This window comes from Streptomyces sp. NPDC048461, from assembly GCF_055587105.1.
This window is the reverse complement of record NZ_JBVJGW010000019.1, coordinates 1-21,976: the sequence shown is the minus strand read 5'-3', so window position 1 is coordinate 21,976 and position 21,976 is coordinate 1. Positions and strand designations below refer to the sequence as shown.

Below are 21,976 nucleotides of genomic sequence, written 5' to 3'. Positions count from 1 at the left end.
CGCCGGGCGCGCCGCGCCCCGTCTGCGACGGCCGCGAGCCGGGCACACTCCCCACGGGGCAGGGGCCTGCCCGCGGCGGAGCGCCGGCGGAGACGAGCGGGGTGGCCAGGTGCGGGAGCAGTCGTTCGGTACCGGGAAGACGGTGGTGCGCCGGGACATGTACCGGGGCCGGGTGTGGAGCGAGCAGGCGCTGCGCGTCGTCGCCGACACCCCGCGGGCACTGGTGACGGCCTGCGCGCCGGGCGCACAGGCCCGCTGGCCGGCCCTGTACGCCCGGGCCCACGCCGAGGGCGACCGGTCGGGGCGCGCCGCGGCCTTCGAGGCGCTGGCGGCGGGGGAGTGGGAGCTGGCCCCCGTGCGGTGGCGGGAGACCGAGGTGCTGCTGTGGAAGCCGCCGGAGGCCTGGTTCAGCATCAACGCCTTCTACACGGCGGCCGGTCTGCGGAACTGGTACGTCAATTTCGAGCGCCCCGCGCGCCGCACGCAGGCCGGGTTCGACACCTTCGACCTGGCCGTCGACCTCGTCATCGGCCCGGGCCTGGACCGGTACGCGTGGAAGGACGAGGACGAGTACGCCCACGTGCGGCGGCTCGGCGTCGTCACCGACGCCGAGCACCGGGAGGTGGAGGCCGCCCGCGGCCGGGTCCTCGCGATGCTCGCCGACCGCACGGGGGTGTTCGCGGACGCCGCGACGTGGTCCGCCTGGCGCTGGGACCCCGGCTGGCCCCTGCCGCGCCTGCCCGCCGGGGAGTCCGGAGCCCGGACCGTCAGGGCCGCAGGCCCGCCCGCCTGACCGCGACCGCGCAGAGGTCGGCGATCACCTGCGGGTCCCCGCGGCGCCAGCCGTCGGCGAGGCCGCCCTCGGGGGCCGGCAGCGCGGCGAGGTCGCCCAGCGGGCCGGTGAGGGCGCGCAGGGCGAGCAGGTCGCTGCCCCCGGGCGCGTCGAGGAGGCGCCGCACGGTGGCGCCGCGCCGGATCCAGCGCAGCCGCGGGGGGAGCCACAGCAGCAGGACGACGGCCACGGGGACGACGATCAGGGCCGTGGTGGTGAGCGTGGCGACCTGGTCGACGGTGTGCTGGAGCGACTGCCCGGCGTCGGCGAAGCCGGTACCGGCGTCGGCCGCGGACCGCAGCGGCTTCTCCAGGAGGCCGCCGACGAGCGGTACGTCCGAGGCCGCGTCACCGGCGTTGCCCAGCGCGGCGGCGAGGCTGTCGCCCGACCTCTCCACCTTCCGCCCCGGCTCGGCCAGCAGCATGATCGCATCGCGGACGGTGAGGGCGAACCACACCGCGGCGGCGATCAGGGCCAGGGCGATCAGGTCCCCGAGCACCTGGCGGTTGCGACGTGCGGGGGTCTGGGCGTACAGGCGCATCAGCGGGCTCCCGTTTCGGGTCGTGGCGTCGAGGAGGACAGGGCGCCGCCGGGCGTGAGACCGGTGGCGCCCGGCCGACCGTACGTCCGACTCTTCCACCGGCCCCCGCGGGCAAACGTCCGTGACGCCGTGCGGGCCACCACTCGGAGGCGGCCCGCACCGCCGTGCTCCCCGCACACCAGCCCGCGTCGCCCCCGGCAAGGCCGTGCCGCGCCGGCAGCCCCGGGTGGACAGGGGTGGACAGTACCGGGCGGCCAACGGCCCCGCAGGACCTGGAGAGTGGACAGCGCCTGCGGGAAGTCTGTGCGCCGTGAACACCCCACGCACCCGTACCCCGAAGGAGCACCGGCCATGACCTCCCTCCCGCTGCGCACCCTCACCGTGCTGGCCGCCGCCGCGGCCCTCGGCGCAACCGCCCCCACCGCCCACGCCGCCCCCACCGCCCACGCCGCGCAGGACGCCCACCACGCACCGGGGATCGTCACCGCCTGGGCCCGCGCCTGGAACGGCACCGACCCCCAGGCCCTCGGCGCCCTGTTCACCGCGGACGGCACCTACACCGACGAAGCCGTGGCCGTCACCTTCCGCGGCCGCAAGGAGATCGCGGGGTGGAAGGCCCGCGCCGACAGCCTCATGGACAACGTCCACGTCACCGTCCGCACCACCCGCCTCGACCGGAACCGCGTCACCGTACGGGCCGTCTACTCCGGCCACCTCAAGGGCGCCCCCAAGCCCTTCGCCGTGCCGATGACCACCGTCCTCGACCTCGACCGGAACCGCTGTCGGATCACCGCCGACCGGGACCACTACAGCCTGGCCGCCGTCCTCGACCAGTCCGGCCTCCCCGCCGACTGGACCCCGCCCACCCCCTGACACCCCCGCACCGGGCCCGGACACCTGCCGGACACCCCCCGCCGCCGCACCCGTTCGGGGCGCGGCGGCGCAGGGCGTACCGGGCCGGAGGATCCTTTCGCCGGTACGACTGATCCCCCCGTGCGGGTGGACCCCGCGCACCACGCCGGACCCGACCCGGCTGCCACCCCTATAAAGAGGCCCGTCACCTCGACCGACTGATGGGACCTCACCATGCTGAAGGCCGCTCTGCGCGTGCTCGCCGCCGCCTCCCTCGCCTCCGCCGCCGCCGTCGCCCCGGCCGCCGCCGTCTCCCCGGCCCCGGCTCCGGCCGCGGTCCGGGCCGCCGCCGCGGACGACCTGACCACCCCGTGCGGCCCGACGGTCGAATACCGGGCCTGGGACTGGTGGCGTACGACGACCGCCCCGTCGATCGCCCGCCCCGTCGCCGCGGCCGCCACGGCGGAGCGCTGGCAGTGGCGCACGGACGTCAACACCCTGTGGCGCGGCGACACCCGGGAGACGGTCGAGGCGATCTTCGAGAGCGGCTTCACCCCCCGGGGCGAGCAGGTGACCCCGCTCGCCGAGTACATCGTCAAGGGCGGCGGCCAGAACAGCGCCCACCTCAGCACCAGCTGCGAGAAGTGGGTCGCCCAGAAGTTCGCCACCTACGGAAGCACCAAGACCGGCTGGGTCTACGAGATCCACGCGCCCGGCGGCATCGACGTGAACGCCACCGCCCGCCTCAACGACTACAGCTCGCCCTACCTGTGGAACAAGGAGATCGACTTCCCCGGCGGAATCAAGGGCAACTACATCAAGGGCGCCTGCAAGTTCCGGCTGACCCACACCGACCCGCAGACCAAGGTCAGCACCTTCGAGGAACTCGGCTGCAAGGAGAACGCCGGCTTCGCCCCCTACCGGACGGACGCCGCCGCCCTCGCCGCCCGCTGACCCCTGCGGGGCCGCGCCCGGGCAGCAGCACCCCCCTGGCGCGGCGGCGGGCCCGCCTCAGGTGCGCGGGGGGTGCGCGGCGGTGTCGAGGTAGAAGGCGTCGATGCTCTGCACGGCCTGCTCGAACTCCTCCAGGTTGACCGGCTTCGTCACGTAGGCGTTGGCGTGACTGCCGTACGCGCCCGCGACGTCGTCCGGCGCCGCGGACGTGGTCAGCACGACCACCGGGATCGTCTGCAGGCTCTCGTCGCTCTTGAGGACCTTGAGCAGGTCCCGCCCGTTCATCCGCGGCATGTTGAGGTCGAGCACGATCAGGTCGGGGCGCACGCTCCCCGGGGCGCGCAGGTGCTCCAGCGCGGCGACTCCGTCGGTGACCTGGACCAGGTTGCGGGCACCGCGCTCGGAGAGGGCCTCCTCGATGAGCATGGCGTCGGCGATGTCGTCCTCGACCAGCAGGACGTCGAAGGGCCGGGCCGGGTCGGTCGTCATCGGGCGCTCCGCAGGTGCTTCGTCGGTGTGGTTGAACAGCCCCGGCCACCGCTGCCGGGCGCCCTGACGGGTCATCCCGCAGGCGGCGCCGATCTGCGGATAACCCGCGCCCGCACGGGCGGCGGCCCCGGCCGCGTCCCGCTGGAGCCGCTCGGCGGCCTGCTGGAGCTGGTCCAGCACGTGGAGCAGCGACAGGGCCGCCGCGGGACCGCCCGCGGAGGGCTGCGCGGGGTCTTCGAGCAACTCGATGGCAAGGCGCCGCGCGAGACTGCCGACCGCCGCGTCCGCGACCGCGGCCGTCTCCGGCGCAGTGGTCCGCAATACGAAGTTCTTGCCAGGCATACCCGCACCTTAGGCCCATGACCGGCCCACGACAACAAGGGTTGTCGCCACCCCTTTAGAGTGAGCGCTGCGCCGTACGGAAGACGGCCGTCACAGCGGAGGGGCTCAGACGATGACCGGCGACGAAAGGCGGCCCCGCACACGGCGGGCCGCCTCCTGGACGACCCGGCGCTGGCTGCGCGTGGGCGTGACCCTGTCGCTCACTGTACTGGCCCTCCTCGGAGCGACCGGCGCGTGGGTGCTCGCCCGGACGGCATCGATCAGCGCCGAACTCGTCGACGTCCGCTCGCCCGCCCTGAGCACCTCCTTCCGCCTCGAATCCGCCCTGCTGAACCAGGAGACCGGCATCCGCGGCTACGGCGCCACCGGCATACCGGACTTCCTCCAGCCCTACCGGCAGGGCCTCACCGACCAGCAGACCCACACCGCACAGCTCGCGCAGCTCCTCGCCGGCGACACCGCGGGCCTGCGCGGCCTCAAGAGCGTCCAGGACGCCGCGGAGCAGTGGCAGGACAAGATCGCCCGCCCGATCGCCGCCGCACCGCCCGGAACGCCCACCCTGCTGGCCACCGAACGCGCCGGCGACGGCAAAGCGGCCTTCGACACCCTGCGCACGGCCGTGGCCGACCAGCAGGAACGGCTGCGCACCGAGCGCCTGCGCACCCGCGACGACCTCGCCGCCACCATGCAGCTGCGCAACTGGGTGTTCACCGCGATCGCCCTCGTCATCGCGGCCCTCGCCGGCCTGGTCTCCGAAGCCCTGCGCCGGGGCATCACCACCCCCCTGGAACAGCTCGGCGCGGACGCCCGCACCATCGCCGACGGAGACTTCGACCACCCCATCACCCCCACCGGCCCCGCCGACCTTCGCCGCCTCAGCGGCGAGATCGACTTCATGCGCCGGCGCCTCGTACGGGAACTGGCCTTCACCGAGGAGGCCCGCGTCCGCCTCGACGCCCAGGCGGCCGACCTCCAGCGCTCCAACTCCGAGCTGGAGCAGTTCGCGTACGTCGCCTCCCACGACCTGCAGGAGCCGCTGCGCAAGGTCTCCAGCTTCACCCAGCTCCTCCAGCGCCGCTACGGGGGACAGCTCGACGCCAAGGCCGACCAGTACATCGACTTCGCCGTCGACGGCGCGAACCGCATGCAGACCCTCATCAACGACCTCCTCGCATTCTCCCGCGTGGGCCGCGTCCACCACACCCAGCAGGACGTCGACCTCGACGCGGTGCTCAAGCGGACGCTGTCCGCTCTCGGCGTCGGCATCGAGGAGGCGGGAGCCGTGATCACCCACGACCCGCTCCCGGCCCTCACCGCCGACCCCACGCAGATGGGCATGCTCTGGCAGAACCTGATCGCCAACGCCGTCAAGTTCCGCCGCCCCGGCCACCCGCCGCGCATCCACGTCACGGCCGGCCGCGAGGGCGGACTGTGGCGGTTCACGGTCACCGACAACGGCATCGGCATCGACCCCGAATACGCCGAGAAGGTCTTCGTCATCTTCCAGCGCCTGCACACCAAGGACGCCTACAGCGGAAGCGGCATCGGCCTGGCGATGTGCAAGAAGATCGTCGAGTTCCACGGCGGCACCATCGCCGTCGACCCCGGCCACCGCGACGGCACCCGGATCACGTTCACCCTCGCCCCCGAACCCCCCGCGGCGGCCACCCCCTCCGCCCTCCCGGAAGCGACCCGGCCCGGCACGGAGCCCACGCCGTGACCACCACCCGGGCCGACGCCCCCGACGCCGGCCCGCCCGACCCGGGGTACCGCATCCTCCTCGTCGAGGACGACCGGGGCGACGCCCTGCTCGTCGGCGAACTCCTCCACGACACCGGCCTGCGCTTCGAACTCACCACCCGCACCAGCCTCGCCGACGCCCGCACCGAACTCACCACCCGCGCCATCGACTGCGTCCTGCTCGACCTGCACCTGCCGGACGTGTCCGGCACCGACGCGGTCGCCGCCGTCCGCGGCCTGGCCCCCCACACCGCGGTCATCGTCCTGACCGGACTCTCCGAGGAACGGGCCGGCGCCGACGCCCTGGCCGCGGGCGCCCAGGACTACCTCGTCAAGGGCAAGGTCGAAGCCGAACTCCTGCACCGGACGGTCCGCTACGCCGTCTACCGCAGCCAGACCGAACGCGCGAGCGCCGAAGCCCACACGGCCCGCCTGCGCGCGCAGGAGAACGCCCGCCTGGAACGCGGGCTGCTGCCCCGGCCCATCCTCAACACCTCCCACGTCACCGTGACCACCCGCTACCTCCCCGGCGCCGAAACCGCCCTCCTCGGAGGCGACTTCCTCGACGTGGTCGAAGACGACGACGGACTCCTGCACGCCGTCGTCGGCGACGTCAGCGGACACGGCCCCGACGCCGCCGCCCTCGGCGTCTGCCTGCGCATCGCCTGGCGCTCGCTGATACTCGGCGGCCACCAGGGCCCCGACCTCCTCCACCTCATGGAACGCATCCTGATCGCCGAACGCGGCACCCAGCCGCTCTTCGCCACCTGCACCCTGCTCACCCTCGACCGGGACGCCGCGACCGCCACCGTCCACCTCGCCGGCCACCACGACCCCCTCCTCACCACACGGGAGGGCACCCGCGAAGTGCCCGCCGCACACGGCATCGCCCTCGGCATCGTCCCGGGACGGCCCGCCTGGCCCGCCACCGAGATACCGCTCCCGCCGGCCGGAGCCCTGACCCTCTACACCGACGGACTCACCGAGGGGTTCAACGGCGCCGGCACCGGCCGCCTGGGAGTCGAAGGGCTCCTCGCCCTGATCGAACGGCTCCCGCAGACCGACCCCGCCGCCCACACCGACAGCCTCATCGAGGAGGCCCACGCCCTGAACGCCGGCCGCCACTCCGACGACCTCGCCGTCCTGCGCCTGGACTGGAACCACCGCACACCCTGAACGCACCCGCTCCGTTCCCGGCGGCGAGGGCCACGGGCGAGGGCGGTCCGGGCCGGCTCCGCGAACGCCCCTGCGGCGCGAGGCGGGGGAGCGGCGACCCCGCGAGCCGGTGCCCGTTCACCCGGCGGCGCCGCTTCCGGTCTGCTCCGCGGCCCTGCGCCGCAGCACGCCCTCCACCCGAGCCCGCCACAGCCCCAGCGGCTCCGGCAGGCCGACGCCCACCAGGGGCGTCCCGGCCGGGGCTCCCTCGTGGCCCCGGCCCGCCTTCTGGTTCCTCTCGTACAAGCTCACCAGGTGGGCGAGCCGCGGCATGTCCCGGCGCAGCCGGTCGGCCCGATCAGGGGTCAGGAAACCGTGGTTGACGACGAACCGGCCGTCGTCACGGGCCGTCGTCACGTACATGAGGTGGCCGTCCGGCGACCAGAAGTACCGGATGTGGGGGTCCCGGCTCCAGCCCGGCGGCGACGGGTACCGGGACAGTGCCTCGTCACGGGCCGCCTTCTGCTCGTGGGTCATCCACGACCGCACCCGCCCCGCGTCCTGGTACTCCTCCTCGGTGAGCTGCACCCCGAACTCCCAGAGCCTGGGCAGTACCTCCAGCTGGGCGACCTCCTGGAGGTACTGGGCCCGGGCCCGGGCGTCCCCCCGGCGGCCGGCGGCCTCCGCGTCGTGCCGGCAGCCCTCCAGCCCCCGCTCCTGGTCGAACTGCAACAGGGCCGCCCAGTTGAGCTGTTCCGCACCGGCCATGCGCGCCTCCCCCCGGCCCGGTCGAACCGGGCCCTCGCCGAACCCGGGCGCCGCCGGTCCGCCGACGCCCCCTTCCCGCCCACCGCATGATCCTCCGCCCGGAGGGCCCGCACCAGACGGACCGGCCGGAGCCCGACACCCCGCCGCATCCACCTCCCGGCGCAGGAGACCGCACACCGCCCTCCTGCTCAAGTCGCAGGGCCGCGCACCGCAATTCATCATCAGGACGCACGGGCCGACGACCGGGCGCCGCGATGATTTCGTTCATGGATCAAGAACTCGGCACCCTCGTCCAGCAGACCGCCGACCGGCTGGCCGACCGCCGCGTCGGCGTGGTGGTGGCCGCCCTCGCCGGAGACCGCGCAGAGATCAGAGGCGCCGGCCGCACCGGCACGGACCACGCCCACGCACCGGGCCCCGACACCCTCTTCGAGATCGGGTCGGTGACCAAGGCGTTCACCGCCCTGGCCCTGGCCCGGATGACCGTGACCGGCGAAGCGGACCTGGACGAACCGCTGAGCGACCTGCTGCCCGACGGCACGGCCGTCCCCTCACGCGGCGGCCGGCGCATCACCCTGCGCCACCTCGGCACCCACACCTCCGGCCTGCCCCGGCTGCCCAAGGGCATGCTGCTCCCGGCCCTGCTGCGCCCCTCCACACCGGACCCGTACGCCCACTGCAGCTCCGAGCGGCTCCTGTCGGGGCTGGCCCGGACCCGCCTGGGCGCCGTACCGGGCGCCAGGTTCCGCTACTCCAACCTCGGAAGCGGACTGCTGGGACTGGCCCTGGCCCACCGGGCCGGCACCGACTACGAAACCCTCGTCACCCGGACCGTCCTGACCCCCCTGGGCATGGGGGACACCGTCGTGCACGTGGACGCCGCACGCGCGCAGCGCTCCGCCCGGGGCCACGACCGCCGCGGCCGGCCCACCCCTGCCTGGAACCTCGCCGGCCTGGCCGGAGCCGGCGGCCTGCGGTCCACCGCCACCGACCTGGCGGCCTTCGTACGGGCCCAGCTCGACGGCGGCCCCGAGCCCCTCGCGGACGCGATCCGCCTGAGCCGGGACGTGGAGTACCGCAAGAGCCCCTTCGCCCGGGTCCACCTCGGCTGGATGGCCCACCGCCTCCACCCCCGCCAGGGCGCCCGCCTCCAGATCTGGCACAACGGCGGCACCGGCGGGTTCTCCTCCTTCGTCGCCTTCGACCCGGAGAAGCGGCTGGGGGTCATCGCCCTCGGCGCCACCCCGCGCCCGGTCGACCGGCCCGCCTTCGACCTCCTGCACACCCTGCAGACACGGCACGCGACCACGCCCCGCTGACCCCGGGCGGGGTCAGGGAGCGATGATGCGGAAGGGGCGGCTGTACGCGTCGAGCATGCCCTGGCTGGTGACGAGGATCAGGTACTCGCCCGCCGGGACGCCGGCGGGGACGGTCACCTTCACGGACGTCTCGTGCGAGGGAAGGCCGGTGGCGAGGACGGCGCGGGTCACGGTGGCGGAGCCGGCGCGCCGGACGAGGTGGACGTCGACGGGGTCGACGGGACCGGTGATGAACCAGCGCACGAGATGCTCCCGCCCGGCGGTCCACACCGCGCCCTCCGCCGGCGCCTCGACCAGCAGGTCGTCCGCGGCCAGCAGGGCGGCGGCGCCGGGCCGGCTGAGCCGGGAGTTGACCATCGTCGTCATGCGGCGCAGCACGGCGCGCAGGCCGGTGGGGGCGGCGGGGTTGTCGCTCACGGATGTCGTCCAGGGATCGGGGCGGCCGGTTTTCTCCCTTTCACCCTAGAAAAGGGGCAAGGGTGGCCGTATCGGCTCAATGGCCGATCCCGGCCGGCCCCCTGGACTGCGGGGCCGGCCGGGGCGGGGAGAGGGGTGCGTCAGTGGCTGCGGCGCCCGGCCACGAGCCGGTACAGCAGGAGCAGGACGACCGAGCCCGCGACGGCCGCGATCCAGGTGGAGAGGTGGAAGAAGCCGTTGATCGATTCGACTCCGAAGATGACCTTGCCGAGCCAGCCGCCGAGCAGGCCGCCGGCGATGCCGATCAGCATGGTGATCAGGCAGCCGCCGGGGTCGCGGCCGGGGGTGATCGCTTTGGCGATGGCGCCGGCCAGCAGTCCGATCAGGATCCAGGCGATGATTCCCATGGCGTGTCCCCTCAGCCCTTCAGCTCGGCCAGCAGGGCCGTGCAGAACGCGGGCAGGTCGTCCGGGTTCCGGCTGGTGATCAGCGCGGAGGGCGCCGCCGTGCAGACGTGGACCTCCTCGTCCACCCAGGTGGCGCCGGCGTTGACGAGGTCCGTGCGCAGGCTGGGCCAGGACGTCAGCGTGCGGCCGCCCAGGACGCCGGCCTCCACCAGCGTCCACGGGGCGTGGCAGATCGCCGCGACGGGCTTGCCCTGGTCGAAGAAGCCGCGGACCAGTGCGACGGCCTCCTCGTTCACCCGGAGCGCGTCGGGGTTGGCCACGCCGCCGGGCAGCACCAGGGCGTCGAAGTCCTCGGCCTTCGCCTCGCCCACGGTGAGGTCGACGGGGAACGTGTCGGCCTTGTCCAGGTGGTCGAAGGCCTGGACGCGGCCCGGCTCGGGGGCGATCAGCGTGGGACGGCCCCCGGCCCGGGAGACCGCCTGCCACGGCTCGGTCAGTTCGACCTGTTCGATGCCCTCGGTGGCCACGAGGAACGCCACACGCATGGAATGTCTCCTTCGAAAGGGAAAGTCGCGATCTGTCTATCGACTGTCCCACGATCAAAAGATGAAACATCGGACATACGGACCGGTCGAGGACCCGGTTTCACCCGAGAGCCGGGATGCCCCGGAGGGGCCGGGGCCGGTCCGGGGGCCGGAGACCCGGGTCCGCTCCCGGCGTCAGGAGACGGCGTACCACTGACTGGCCCAGCCGGTGTTGATGGTGCTCACGGACTGTGCGCTCAGGTCCACCCGGGGCGGCAGCGCGGTCTGGCCCGTCAGGATGGTGCTGTAGCGGAGCTTCGGCGCCGTCAGCCCGGCGTTGACCGAGATGCCGGCGCCCGTGGACTTCAGGGTGAGCCCGTTGGTGGCCCAACTGCCGTTCAGGAGCAGGGCGATGAAGTAGGTTCCGGGCGCGGCCTCGAACGGCTTCTCCAGAGCCAGGGGCTTGGCGATGGCATCGGTCATCAACTGGGACGAGATGTCGGGCGTGGTCCCGAGCAGCGCGCCGTCCTCCCCGTACACACCGAGGCGGCAGTTGGCGAGCTGCGCGTTCGGGTCGATGCCGGCCAGGCCCAGCCAGACGTTCGACCAGGTGATCCGCTCGCGCAGGACGAGCCGCACCAGGGTGATCCGCCCGCCGACCCCCGCGGCCGACTGGGCCGTGACGTGACCCGCGTCGTTGGGGTCGCCGGTCCAGGCCAGCAGGTTCTGGTCCTGCGGCCGCGGCCCCTCGAACCCGCCACCGGCCCCCGCCCCGGACGCGGAACCGGAGCTCTGAGCGGGCACGGTCACGGGCGCGGAGGCCGTGGACGCCGCGGTCCCGTGCCCGTCCCCGGCCGGAGCGCCGGTGCAGCCGGCCAGGACGAGGAACGCCACGAACGCGGCACCGAGGCCGGTCACGACGGTACGGGTGCGGGTACGGGTACGGGTGCGCATGGTCCCCCCATGTGGTGCGGATGATCGACGGACATGGTCACACGGGCCGTACGGCGCGCGTACGGCAGGCCGCCGCGCACGGCCCGCCGCCACCGCACCCCGCACCCCGCCACCGCCCGCCGCACCCCGTACGCCGGCACCTCGTACGCAGGCACCCCCGGAGGCCGCCTGCTGCCACCGGCCGCCGGACGCTGCCCGTTCGGCCGTCCCACACTGCCCGGCAGGACCTGGTACCGCCCGTGCACCGCAACGTATCCAGGGGTAGTCGCCGAACCCACGCCACCAGGGGCCCCCTTGCGCCACCACACGACCGCCACGGCCGACGGGCCCGCACGTGCCGCGCACCGGCGGCCGCCCCGCGGGCGAGAGGGAACCGCAGCGACACGGACACACCCCCGTACGGGCCGGCCCCGCGCCCGCCCGTATCCACTCCTGAGCAGGGAAAATCTTGCGAAAATTGCCAAAGAAGGCGTACGCCACGCCCGTTGCCCTCGCGGCCGCCGTCGCCCTGACGGCGGGCATGACCGGCCCCGTGTCCGCCGCCCCCGGCGGCGACCCGGCCTCCGCGGCCTTCGCCAAGGGCCTCACGGCGGACGGCACCACCGTGCACACCGTCCCCCTGGTCACCGGCGACCGGGTCCTCGTGGACTCCCGCGGCCGGATCGGCGGCATCCAACGGGCCAAGGGCCGGGAGGACATGCCCTTCTTCACCCAGGTCCACGACGGCCGCACCTACGTGGTCCCGCGTGACGCCCGGAAGCTGATCGCCGACGGCACGCTGGACCAGCGGCTGTTCGACATCACCGAACTCGCCAAGCCGGAGAGCCGCGAGGCCCACCGGGCCGGGCTCAAGGTGATCGTCGGATACCGCGGAGCCGAGGCCCCCTCCGCCCGCGCACACGTGCGGGCCTCCGACGGCACCACCGTCCGCCGGACCCTGTCGGCCCTCGACGCCGACGCCGTCACCAGCCCCGCCGCCGGCACGGGCGCCCTGTGGCAGGCCCTGACCCGCCCCCAGGGCGACGGTACGGCCGCCGCCACCTCCGGCATCGCGCAGATCTGGCTGGACGGCGTACGGAAGGCCTCGCTCGACCGCAGCACCGGCCGGATCGGCGCCCCGGCGGCCTGGGCCCGCTCCTACGACGGCACCGGCGTGAAGATCGCCGTCGCGGACACCGGCATCGACGCCACCCACCCGGACCTGGCGGGACGCGTGGCCGCGGAACGCAACTTCAGCGCCTCCCCGGACACCCGCGACCGGGTCGGACACGGAACCCACGTGGCCTCCATCGCGGCCGGCACGGGGACCAAGGACGCCCGGTTCAAGGGCGTCGCCCCCGGAGCACAGCTGATCAACGCCAAGGTGCTGGACGACCGCGGGAACGGCGACGACTCCGGCATCATCGCCGGGGTCGACTGGGCCGTCGCCCAGGGCGCCGACATCATCAACATGAGCCTGGGCGGCCCCGACACCCCCGGGATCGACCCGATGGAAGCCCAGATCAACAAGCTCTCCGCCGAGAAGGGCATCCTGTTCGCCGTCGCCGCGGGCAACAGCGGCCCCGGCCGGGGCACGGTCGACTCCCCGGGCAGCGCCGACGGAGCCCTGACCGTCGGCGCCGTCGACGACGACGACGCGATCGCCGACTTCTCCGGCGTCGGCCCCCGCACCGGCGACCACGCCGTCAAGCCCGACATCACCGCACCGGGCGTGGAGATCACGGCAGCCGCCGCGCAGGGCACCGGGGGACAGGACCCGCTCGGATACGTCAGCAAGAGCGGCACGTCGATGGCCACCCCGCACGTCGCGGGCGCCGCCGCCATCCTCAAGCAGAAGAACCCCGCCTGGACGGGCGCACGGATCAAGGCCGCCCTGACCGGCTCCGCCAAGGACGGCGCCCACACGGTCTTCCAGCAGGGCGCGGGCCGCCTCGCGGTCGACCGGGCGATCGACCAGAGCGTCGTCTCCGAACCGGCCTCGATCAGCCTGGGCACCCAGCAGTGGCCCCACACCGACGACACACCCGTCACCGGCCAGGTGACCTACCGCAACAACGGCACCACCGCGCTCACGCTGGACCTGTCGCTGACCACGCCCACCGGCGGCGACGCACAGCCCGCCCCGGCAGGGTTCTTCACCCTCGGAGCCCAGCGGATCACGGTCCCCGCGGGCGGCACCGCCGCCGTCGGCCTGACCGCCGACACCCGGCTCGGCACCGCCGACGGCTCGTACTCCACCACCGTCGTCGCCTCCGGAGCCGGCCAGAGCATACGCACCCCGGCAGCGGTGGAACGCGAGGCCGAGTCGTACGACGTCACCTTCAAGACCCTCGGACGCGACGGCGCGCCCAGCACCTCCTGGCAGGCCGACCTGAAGGGCTACGAAGGCCTCGCCACGGGCCGGCGGACCTTCCCCGACCTGTCCTCGGGCACCGCCACCGTCCGGCTGGCCCGCGGCACCTACAACCTCTCGGCCGACATGCTGGTGGACCCCGCCGCCCCGCGTAAGGGCGCCGACCTCCTCCACCACCCGCAGTTCTCGGTGACCGGCCCCACCACCGTCACCCTCGACGCCCGGACCACCCGCCCGGTGACGGTCAAGGTGCCGGACGGCAACGCCCGCCCGACGCGCGCCGGGATGATGTACACCCTGAGCACCCCCGAGACGTTCCTCATCGAAGGAGTCGAGCTCACCACCTTCGACCACCTGCGCACCGGCTACCTCGGGGCCCCGATGGCCGACGGCGCCCTCACCCAGCAGTGGTCCGCCCACTGGGAGCACGGCGCCAGCGAGTACAACGTCCTCACGGGCGGCCCGGTCCGGGAACTGGCCACCGGCTACGGCAAGACGTACCGGACCAAGGACATGGCCCTGGTGAAGACCCGGATCGGCTCGTCCCTGCCCGGCCTCGACGGCGCCCTCGCGGCGCACGGCATCCTCGACAACGGGGGCGGCGTCGAGGCGCCGTACTCCCTGCGGCCGGCGCCGGGAGCGCGCAACGTGTACCTGTCCACGGGGGACGGGGCCGCCTGGAACATCGCCGCGGGCATCCTCGGCGCGCCGGACCCGGCGGGCCGACGCGGCTTCGACTCGCTCTACCAGCTCGGCGACTCCCGGCGGTTCACGGCGGGCAAGACCTACACCGAGGACTTCAACCTCGGCGTGCAGGGACCGCTGCTGAACGAGAACGACGGGATCGTGCGCGACGGCGACGACCTCTACGGATCGCTGACGCTGGCCGCCGACGGCGCGGGCCACTCCGGCTTCGTCGGGTACGCGGCCGCGAGCACCACCCTCCACCGCGACGGCGCGCCCCACGAGAAGAAGGACGCCGCCATCGACCGGACGTCCTTCACCCTGCCGGCGGAGTCCGCCGCGTACACGCTGGAGACCACGATCGACCGGAACCCGGCGTACAACCGCGCCGCGACCCGCATCGACGCCTCGTGGACCTTCACCTCGGCCCGCACCGACACCCCGACGAAACTGCCGGTCTCCACGGTCCGCTTCCTGCCGCGCCTCGCGCCGGACGCCACCGTCCCGGCGGGCGCCAAGCAGACCTTCCCCGTCCTGGTGCAGGGCGCGGCGGCGGGCACCCACCTGAAGAGCCTCCAGGTCCTGGTGTCGTACGACGGTACGAAGTGGACGCCCGCCCCGGTCGCCGCGGACAAGATCACGGTGCGCGCCCCGGAGAAGGGCAAGGCGCTCTCGCTGAAGGCCGTCGTCACCGACAAGGACGACAACCGGTCGACGGTCACGATCCACAACGCCTACTTCGGCAGGTGAGCCACCCCGCGGCCGCACCCCGGGTGCAGGCCCCGACCGGCTGACACCCGGCCCGGGGCGGCCCGGGAAGGCGCTGCGGCCCGCCGGAACCCCGGTTCCGGCGGGCCGCAGCGCCGCCGCGGAGCTCCCGGGCGGCACGCCGCCCACCGGCCGAACGGGTGGAGGGCCGCATGACCCCCGCGCCCGAGGGCAGGCGACCACGGTATGAACCAGCACGCAGAAGCCGACCGCGCCCCCGGCTCCGGCCGTCGCAGCGACGGCTGCCGGCCGGCCGTGACCACGCCGTCCGCCGCCCGCCGCACCGTCGCCGACCTCCTGGACCGCGCGGGCATCAGCCTCGAGAGCGTCACCGCGGCGGACGCCCTGCTGGTCACGACGGAACTCGTCACGAACGCCATCCGCCACGGCGGCGGCATCACCCGCTTCCACACCGCCGTCACCGACGACGCCCTGCACCTGTCCGTCAGCGACGCGAACCCCCGCGCCCCCTTCCCCCGCCCCACCGGCCCCGGCCTCCCCGGAGGGTACGGATGGCCGCTCGTCCAGCGCCTCACCGAACGCGTCGACGTCCGCGCCCGCCCCGGCGGCAAGACCGTCCACGCCGTCCTGCGCCTGCTCTGAGCACCCGACCGGACGGCGCGTACGCCGTCACGGCGACGGCAAGGCCGACGCAGGCGGCTCCGGCGGCCGCACCCGCGCGGCCCCCGACCGGCTGCCGGGGCCCAGCAGCACGGCGGCCGAGGCGATGAAGACGGCGGACGCCTCCTTGGCCGCATGCCGCCGCGCGTCCAGCTCACTGCGGTCCGTGGCCCTGCGCAGCGCGTACGTGGCGTCCGCGGCCCGCTGGGCGGGGCCGGCCAGCTCGGGCACCAGGACCTGAAGGCGGATGTGGGGCGCGGTGACGGCCGCCCGGGTTTCGTGAGACCTCGTCTGGGCCTCCAGCTGGTGCTCGGTGCCCGCCTCGGCCAGGGACAGGCGCTCCCGGTGGAACATTGCGGAGCGGTGCGCGTCCAGGGCGGCCGCGAAGCCGGTGACGGCGCCGAGCTGGTCCTGGCGGTGGCTGTCCGCGCGCTCCTCGGCCCGGGCGGACCGCGCCGAACGCTGCTGGAGGAGTCCGGCGGTCAGCGCGCCGGCGAGGGTGCCGAGTACGGCGACGATCGAAGGCCATAGGGACATCGGGTCCTTGAGTCCTCTCGGGGAGTCGGTTGCGACGGCGAGGCCGGCGGCGGACGACGTACCCGGGTTCCCTGCCCGGCCGGAGCCGGTCGGTACCGCGGACGGCGCCCGGGCCCGTATCCCCCGGAGAGAGGGACGCCCGTGCGGTCGCAACGACCCGTCACCCCGCCCGAGTTCCCTCCACGGGCGTGGCGGTCAGGACCAGGACGGCCTGGTCGTCGTCGATGTCGTGGCCGCCGGTGAAGGCGCGGACGGCCCGGTTCAGGGCGTCGACGATGTGCTGCGGGGACGGCCGGCGCCGTACACCGGCCACGGCCTCGGCGAGGCGCTCCTCGCCGAACTGCTCGCCGCTGCCGTCACGGGCCTCGGTGATGCCGTCCGTGTAGAGCAGCAGGCTCTCCTGCGGCCGCAGGAGAACACGGCGCAGGGTGACGTCGGCGTCGCGGGAGATGCCGAGCAGGGAACCGGGAACCTCGACGGTGTGGACGCGGTGCCCGGCGTCGAGGTGGAGGGGCATGGTGTGTCCGGCGCGCACCAGCTCGATGTCCAGGCCGTCGGGGGTGGGGGTGAGCTGGCCGTAGACGAGGGTGACGAAACCGGTGCCGTGGCTGCCGGGACGGTTGATCAGGGCCCGGTTGACGGCGTGGACGACAGCCTCGGGCCCGGACAGCAGGGGGGCGACGGCGCGGGCGGTGTGACGGACCAGCGCGGTCGTGGTCGCGGCGCGGGCCCCGCGTCCGCAGACGTCGCCGAGGAGGAACGCCCAGCGGCCGTCGTCGAGGGGGAAGACGTCGTAGAAGTCCCCGCCGACGTCCAGGCCCTCCCCGGCGGGGTGGTAGTGGGTGGCGACCTCGGCACCGGGCACGGCCGGCAGGTCGGGCAGGAGGAAGCCGGCCTGCAGATCACGGGCGAGGGCGACGCGGTGGGTGTACTGGCGGGCGTTGCGCGCGGCCGAGGCGCTGCGCCGGGCGAGTTCCTCGGCCAGGGCGACGTGGTGCCCGTCGAAGGTGTGCTCGCCGGTGGACAGCAGGGTGACGGTACCGAAGGCCTCCCCCCGCTCCAGCAGGGGCACGCAGATGTAACCGGTGACGCCCAGCTCGTGCCAGGGCCCGGGCCCGGTGGGCGTGCGGCGCGCGACCTCGCTCACCCCCGACGCCATGACGCGGGCCACCGCGTCGTCGGCGGCGTCGTAGACGGGGATGTGGGTGGCGAGGAGGTCCTGCCGGCGCCGGGTGGGGGCGGCGGTCGCGACGCGCCGCAGCCGTCCCCCGTCGACGATGTCGACCGCGCACAGGGGCGCCAGCCTCGGGACGCAGGCGGCGGCCAGGCTCCTGAGGCTCTGGGCGGCGTCCAGCTCGGACCCCAGGGCGGTACTGGCCTCCAGCAGGAAGGCCAGGTCGTCGCGGGCGGCCTTCTCCCTCGCCTCCGCCGCCTGCCGGGCCTGCTCGGCCTGGTGGCGCTCGATGGCCAGGGCGGCCGTGTCGGCGAAGAGCCGGGCCAGGGCCAGGTCGGCTTCCTGCGGGACGCGCGGAACCCGGTGGTACATGGCGAAGGTGCCGAGCAGGGAACCGTCGCGGGCCAGGATCGGGGTGGACCAGCAGGCGGCGACGCCCGCCTTGACGGCCAGGTCCCGGAAGTCGTCCCAGAACGCGTCGGTGGCGATGTCGGTGACGATCACGCTCTCGCGCCGGTGGGCCGCCGTGCCGCACGAGCCGACGCCCTCACCGGTGGCGATGCCGTCGATGGCCTCGTTGTAGAAGTCGGGGAGGCTGGGCGCCGCCCCGTGCCGCAGGTGGCGGCCGTCGGCGTCGGCCAGCAGCACCGACACCAGCAGCTCCTCGGGCGCGAGCTCCTCGATGACGAGCGCCATGCCCTCCAGCACCTCGCCCATCGGGGCCTGCCGGGCGATCTGCTCCAGCAGCGCACGGTGCTCGGCCGTCAGCCGGCGGGCCTGCTTGACCTGGGTGGTCTCCACCCCGATGACCCGTACGCCCATGGTGTTGCCGCCGGCGTCCAGGCGGGGCTCGTAGGTGAAGTCGAAGAACGCCTCGCGCGCCTGCTCGCCCCGGCCCAGCAGCATCCGGGCGTCGCGGCCGGTGTGGGCCTTCCCGGTGCGGTACACCTGGTCCAGGAGCGCGATGAAGCCCTGCCCGACGAGTTCGGGCATCAGCTGCCCCAGGGGCAGTCCGGTACGGGTGCGCTCCCCACCGCCGATCGCGGTGAAGAACGCGGGGTTGGCCGCCTCCAGCATGTGCGCCGGCCCCGCCAGGGAGGCGAACACGGCGGTCGACTGCCCGAACAGGGCCCGTACGTCGTCGTCGGCCCAGCCCCCGCTCCGGGCGCGCGCCCCCGTCGCGGCCTGCGTCAGGCCGGTTGCCGGCTGCTCCGGGACCCGTGTCATGCGTTCTGCCCCCCATGGTGCCGTGCCGGATGCCCGCGACCGTCGCCGGTGCCGGTGGAGCGGACCCCGCCCTGCAGGGCTTCGGACACCTTCGCATGCACGGACAACACCTGGTCCAGTCCCGTCAGGGCGAACAGCCGCGTCACGCCAGGGGCGTCCCTCCCGTACCCGCTGTACCGGCTCTCATCCCCTCCGGCGCCCCCGCACCTGTACCCCTGCGCGAACCGGCGGCCGCCGCCACGGGCGTCGGCCGCCGGTCGCCGGGCGGGGTCAGGGTCAGCGCTGGCCGGCCGCACGGGGCCGGTGGATCTCGGTGCGCCCCCTGTCGATGAGCTGTCGTCCCGCCGTCCGCAGCCGGGTGTCCCTCAGGGCCTTGCCGTCGGCTTCCTGCTTCATGCCGCGGAGCACTTTGACCCCGCCGCTGATCTTGCCCATCGGATACTCCCTCGGAACGGTGGAAGACGGCCTCGCGCGCGTGCCGCCCGCTGTGTCCACCGCGGGCGACCGGCGCACAGACGTTATTACCGTCATATACCCGGCAAAACGTACAAAGGGCATCCGATGTGTCCGGGAGCACGCCGGGGGAGCGCGGGAACCCGGCCCCCGCGGGGTAGGCCGTGAAGGGCGCGGCGGGGCGTCGGGCCCGGTCACGGGCGCCGTGCAGACGACCATGGAGCGGTACGGGCCCCGTCGGGAGTCCCGACCGAAAACGGAGGAGTGAACGGATGCCGAACGAGCGAGCCGGGCAGCCGGCGCGGACGCAGGACCTCATCGACGTGTCCCGCCTGGTGACCGCCTACTACGCCCTGCACCCGGACCCCGCCGATCCGGCCCAACGCGTCAGCTTCGGCACCTCGGGACACCGGGGCTCGTCCCTCGACACGGCCTTCAACGAGGACCACATCGCCGCGACGAGCCAGGCCATCTGCGAATACCGGGCCCGCCAGGGAGTGGACGGACCCCTGTTCCTCGGCGCCGACACCCACGCGCTGTCCGAGCCCGCCCGCGTCACCGCCATCGAGGTCTTCGCCGCCAACGGCGTGAGCGTCCTCGTCGACACCACCGACGGCTACACCCCCACCCCCGCGGTCTCCCACGCCATCCTGGCCCACAACCGCGGCCGCACCGGCGCCCTGGCCGACGGGGTGGTCGTCACGCCCTCGCACAACCCGCCCCGCGACGGCGGCTTCAAGTACAACCCGCCCCACGGCGGACCCGCCGGATCCGAGGCGACCGACTGGATCCAGGAACGGGCCAACGAGATCATCACCGGCGGCTCGAAGGAGGTACGGAGAATCCCGTACCGCCGCGCCCTCGCGGCCGCCACCACCGGCAGGTACGACTTCCTCGGCAACTACGTCCGCGACCTCCCCTCCGTGCTCGACCTGGACGCCGTCCGCGCGGCGGGCGTGCGCATCGGCGCCGACCCGCTGGGCGGCGCCTCCGTCGCCTACTGGGGGCGCATCGCCGAGGAGCACCGCCTGGACCTGACCGTCACCAACCCGGAAACCGACCCCACCTGGCGGTTCATGACGCTGGACTGGGACGGGAAGATCCGGATGGACTGCTCCTCCCCGTACGCGATGGCCTCCCTGATCGAGGGAAGGGACCGCTTCGACCTCACGACCGGCAACGACGCGGACGCCGACCGGCACGGCATCGTCACGCCGGACGGCGGACTGATGAACCCCAACCACTACCTCGCCACCGCGATCGACTACCTCTACCGCCACCGCGAGGGCTGGCCCCAGACCGCGGGCATCGGCAAGACGCTCGTGTCCTCGGGGATGATCGACCGGGTGGCCGCCGACCTCGGACGCGAACTGGTCGAAGTACCCGTCGGCTTCAAGTGGTTCGTGGACGGCCTGGCCGGCGGCACCCTCGGCTTCGGCGGCGAGGAGTCCGCCGGCGCGTCCTTCCTGCGCCGCGACGGCTCGGTGTGGACCACCGACAAGGACGGCATCCTCCTCGCCCTGCTCGCCTCGGAGATCCTGGCGGTGACGGGACAGAGCCCCTCCGAGCGGTACGCCGGGCTCACCGCCAGGTTCGGCGAACCCGCCTACGCACGCATCGACGCACCCGCCACCCGCGAGGAGAAGGCCGTGCTCGCCCGGCTCTCCCCGGACCAGGTCACCGCGGACACCCTGGCCGGCGACCCGGTCACCGGCGTACTGACCACCGCCCCCGGCAACGGCGCGGCCTTCGGCGGCCTCAAGGTGAGCACCGACCGCGCCTGGTTCGCGGCCCGCCCCTCGGGCACCGAGGACGTGTACAAGATCTACGCGGAGTCGTTCGACGGCCCCGACCACCTCGCCGAGGTCCAGGAAGCGGCACGATCCGTGGTCTCGGCGGCCCTCTCCGCCTGACGCCTGACGCCGGGTGCCTGACGCCGGGGGACGGCCCCCGGCGTCAGGCCCGCCGAACCGCTGCGTCCGTGCGACCCCAGGGGGACGGAGGTCGCTCCCGGGTCGGACGAGAACCCCTGAGGAGTTACCGATCGGGGCGGATGGCCCGGACGGGACCGGAAGCAAGGATGAGGGCAACCCCGCCAACGGGGCCCTCAACCACCCGGAGAACCCGATGACTTCACTGCCCCGCCCCCGGACGATGGCCCTCCCGGCCCTGCTCGCCGCCCTCGCCGTCGCCTTACCCCTGAGCGCCGCGCCCGTCGCCTCCGCCGAGCAGCGTACGGACAAGACCGCGTACGCGAGCGTCACGGGAAGCGCGGAGTTCTTCCTTCCCTACTACCCGGACCGCGACGTCCGTACGTTCCGCTTCGACGCGCAGGCGGCCCCGTACAGCCGGCCGCTGCCCGGGATCCCCACGGGACTCCCCACCGATGCGCGGGGCACGGTCTTCGTCTCCCACTACTCCGCCGAGCAGGACAAGACCTACACCTGGGAAGGCCGGGTGGACTGCCTGGTCACCGGCCCCCGCACCGCGACGCTGACGGCGGTCATCACCAAGGTGAGCCCGGGCGGCCCCGACGACGTCGGCAGGCGGATGGGGTTCAGCGTCTACGACGGCGGCAAGGACAAGGGACGCTCCGGCGACCGCGTGGGCTTCTCCTGGAACGGCGTGAACCTGCTGCGCGACACCGATCTGGAGGAAGCCGAGGTCGGCACCTGCATGGCCCCCGCCGCGTACGCCCCGGTGACCAAGGGCGGCTACACGGTCAAGCACGCCGAACTGCTTCCCCGCCCGACCCGCTGACGGCCGGGCGGGTTCGGGTACGCGGGCATGGCGGGGGGGGGGGGGGGGCCCCCCCGCCCCCCCGCGCCCCCCCCCGCCGCGGCCCCCAGCGCGGGGCGGCGGGGT

20 protein-coding genes are annotated in these 21,976 nt (G+C 74.2%); 10 read left to right on the top strand and 10 right to left on the bottom strand.

Going from position 1 to position 21,976, the window contains the following annotated elements; all coding sequences use genetic code 11:
• Positions 1-109 precede the first annotated feature (109 nt).
• A complete protein-coding gene (locus tag ACZ6S8_RS27870; RefSeq protein WP_469460148.1) occupies positions 110-793 on the top strand; it encodes a ribonuclease FAU-1 family protein in 684 nt (227 codons plus the stop codon).
• Here the strand turns inward: ACZ6S8_RS27870 and ACZ6S8_RS27865 are convergent.
• The gene (locus ACZ6S8_RS27865; RefSeq protein ID WP_469460147.1) at positions 768-1,373 is read right to left on the bottom strand and encodes a hypothetical protein; all 606 of its coding nucleotides are present in this window, start codon (positions 1,371-1,373) and stop codon (positions 768-770) included. The genes ACZ6S8_RS27870 and ACZ6S8_RS27865 overlap by 26 nt on opposite strands.
• A gap of 351 nt (positions 1,374-1,724) precedes the next feature.
• On the opposite strand from ACZ6S8_RS27865, the gene ACZ6S8_RS27860 reads away from it, so the two are divergent.
• Both ACZ6S8_RS27860 and ACZ6S8_RS27855 read left to right on the top strand, forming a co-directional pair.
• Complete coding sequence (locus ACZ6S8_RS27860; protein ID WP_469460146.1) at positions 1,725-2,246, top strand: nuclear transport factor 2 family protein; 522 nt, start codon at positions 1,725-1,727, stop codon at positions 2,244-2,246.
• 213 nt (positions 2,247-2,459) lie between these two features.
• A complete protein-coding gene (locus ACZ6S8_RS27855) occupies positions 2,460-3,179 on the top strand; it encodes a scabin-related ADP-ribosyltransferase (protein ID WP_469460145.1) in 720 nt (239 codons plus the stop codon).
• Positions 3,180-3,236: 57 nt separating this feature from the next.
• Here the strand turns inward: ACZ6S8_RS27855 and ACZ6S8_RS27850 are convergent, their stop codons facing one another.
• Positions 3,237-4,010, bottom strand: a complete 774-nt coding sequence (locus ACZ6S8_RS27850) for a response regulator (protein WP_469460144.1) — start codon at positions 4,008-4,010, stop codon at positions 3,237-3,239.
• 112 nt (positions 4,011-4,122) lie between these two features.
• On the opposite strand from ACZ6S8_RS27850, the gene ACZ6S8_RS27845 reads away from it, so the two are divergent.
• Positions 4,123-5,730 (top strand): sensor histidine kinase, encoded by a 1,608-nt coding sequence (locus tag ACZ6S8_RS27845; RefSeq protein ID WP_469460143.1) that lies wholly within the window; start codon positions 4,123-4,125, stop codon positions 5,728-5,730.
• Positions 5,727-6,926: a PP2C family protein-serine/threonine phosphatase gene (locus ACZ6S8_RS27840; protein ID WP_469460142.1), complete on the top strand. Its 1,200-nt coding sequence runs from the start codon at positions 5,727-5,729 to the stop codon at positions 6,924-6,926. The genes ACZ6S8_RS27845 and ACZ6S8_RS27840 overlap by 4 nt, the downstream gene beginning before the upstream one ends.
• Positions 6,927-7,043: 117 nt before the next feature.
• Here ACZ6S8_RS27840 and ACZ6S8_RS27835 read toward each other — a convergent pair whose 3' ends face one another.
• A complete protein-coding gene (locus tag ACZ6S8_RS27835) occupies positions 7,044-7,673 on the bottom strand; it encodes a hypothetical protein (protein ID WP_469460141.1) in 630 nt (209 codons plus the stop codon).
• A gap of 266 nt (positions 7,674-7,939) precedes the next feature.
• On the opposite strand from ACZ6S8_RS27835, the gene ACZ6S8_RS27830 reads away from it, so the two are divergent.
• A complete protein-coding gene (locus ACZ6S8_RS27830; protein WP_469460140.1) occupies positions 7,940-8,992 on the top strand; it encodes a serine hydrolase domain-containing protein in 1,053 nt (350 codons plus the stop codon).
• Between the two features lie 12 nt (positions 8,993-9,004).
• Here ACZ6S8_RS27830 and ACZ6S8_RS27825 read toward each other — a convergent pair whose 3' ends face one another.
• The 4 genes from ACZ6S8_RS27825 to ACZ6S8_RS27810 all read right to left on the bottom strand — a co-directional run bounded on the left by ACZ6S8_RS27825 (position 9,005) and on the right by ACZ6S8_RS27810 (position 11,294).
• Entirely contained in the window at positions 9,005-9,409 is a 405-nt protein-coding gene (locus ACZ6S8_RS27825) for a GPI anchored serine-threonine rich family protein (protein WP_469460139.1), read from the bottom strand.
• Positions 9,410-9,549: 140 nt separating this feature from the next.
• Positions 9,550-9,816: a GlsB/YeaQ/YmgE family stress response membrane protein gene (locus tag ACZ6S8_RS27820; protein ID WP_469460138.1), complete on the bottom strand. Its 267-nt coding sequence runs from the start codon at positions 9,814-9,816 to the stop codon at positions 9,550-9,552.
• Between the two features lie 11 nt (positions 9,817-9,827).
• Positions 9,828-10,361 (bottom strand): type 1 glutamine amidotransferase domain-containing protein, encoded by a 534-nt coding sequence (locus ACZ6S8_RS27815; RefSeq protein ID WP_469460137.1) that lies wholly within the window; start codon positions 10,359-10,361, stop codon positions 9,828-9,830.
• A gap of 174 nt (positions 10,362-10,535) precedes the next feature.
• On the bottom strand, positions 10,536-11,294 hold the full coding sequence (locus ACZ6S8_RS27810) for a hypothetical protein (protein ID WP_469460136.1): 759 nt from the start codon (positions 11,292-11,294) through the stop codon (positions 10,536-10,538).
• 520 nt (positions 11,295-11,814) lie between these two features.
• On the opposite strand from ACZ6S8_RS27810, the gene ACZ6S8_RS27805 reads away from it, so the two are divergent.
• Entirely contained in the window at positions 11,815-15,081 is a 3,267-nt protein-coding gene (locus ACZ6S8_RS27805) for a S8 family peptidase (RefSeq protein WP_469460270.1), read from the top strand.
• Between the two features lie 204 nt (positions 15,082-15,285).
• Positions 15,286-15,702: an ATP-binding protein gene (locus ACZ6S8_RS27800; protein ID WP_469460135.1), complete on the top strand. Its 417-nt coding sequence runs from the start codon at positions 15,286-15,288 to the stop codon at positions 15,700-15,702.
• A gap of 27 nt (positions 15,703-15,729) precedes the next feature.
• On the opposite strand, the gene ACZ6S8_RS27795 is transcribed toward ACZ6S8_RS27800, so the two are convergent.
• The 3 genes from ACZ6S8_RS27795 to ACZ6S8_RS27785 all read right to left on the bottom strand — a co-directional run bounded on the left by ACZ6S8_RS27795 (position 15,730) and on the right by ACZ6S8_RS27785 (position 19,093).
• Positions 15,730-16,257 carry a hypothetical protein gene (locus ACZ6S8_RS27795; protein WP_469460134.1) on the bottom strand — a complete coding sequence of 176 codons (528 nt, stop codon included), beginning with the start codon at positions 16,255-16,257 and terminating at the stop codon, positions 15,730-15,732.
• A 160-nt stretch (positions 16,258-16,417) separates the two neighbouring features.
• Positions 16,418-18,658: a SpoIIE family protein phosphatase gene (locus ACZ6S8_RS27790; RefSeq protein ID WP_469460133.1), complete on the bottom strand. Its 2,241-nt coding sequence runs from the start codon at positions 18,656-18,658 to the stop codon at positions 16,418-16,420.
• Positions 18,659-18,934: 276 nt separating this feature from the next.
• Positions 18,935-19,093 carry a hypothetical protein gene (locus ACZ6S8_RS27785; protein ID WP_469460132.1) on the bottom strand — a complete coding sequence of 53 codons (159 nt, stop codon included), beginning with the start codon at positions 19,091-19,093 and terminating at the stop codon, positions 18,935-18,937.
• A gap of 290 nt (positions 19,094-19,383) precedes the next feature.
• On the opposite strand from ACZ6S8_RS27785, the gene pgm reads away from it, so the two are divergent.
• Both pgm and ACZ6S8_RS27775 read left to right on the top strand, forming a co-directional pair.
• Positions 19,384-21,024, top strand: a complete 1,641-nt coding sequence (pgm, locus tag ACZ6S8_RS27780) for a phosphoglucomutase (alpha-D-glucose-1,6-bisphosphate-dependent) (protein ID WP_469460131.1) — start codon at positions 19,384-19,386, stop codon at positions 21,022-21,024.
• Positions 21,025-21,238: 214 nt separating this feature from the next.
• Positions 21,239-21,871: a hypothetical protein gene (locus tag ACZ6S8_RS27775; RefSeq protein ID WP_469460130.1), complete on the top strand. Its 633-nt coding sequence runs from the start codon at positions 21,239-21,241 to the stop codon at positions 21,869-21,871.
• Positions 21,872-21,976 lie beyond the last annotated feature (105 nt).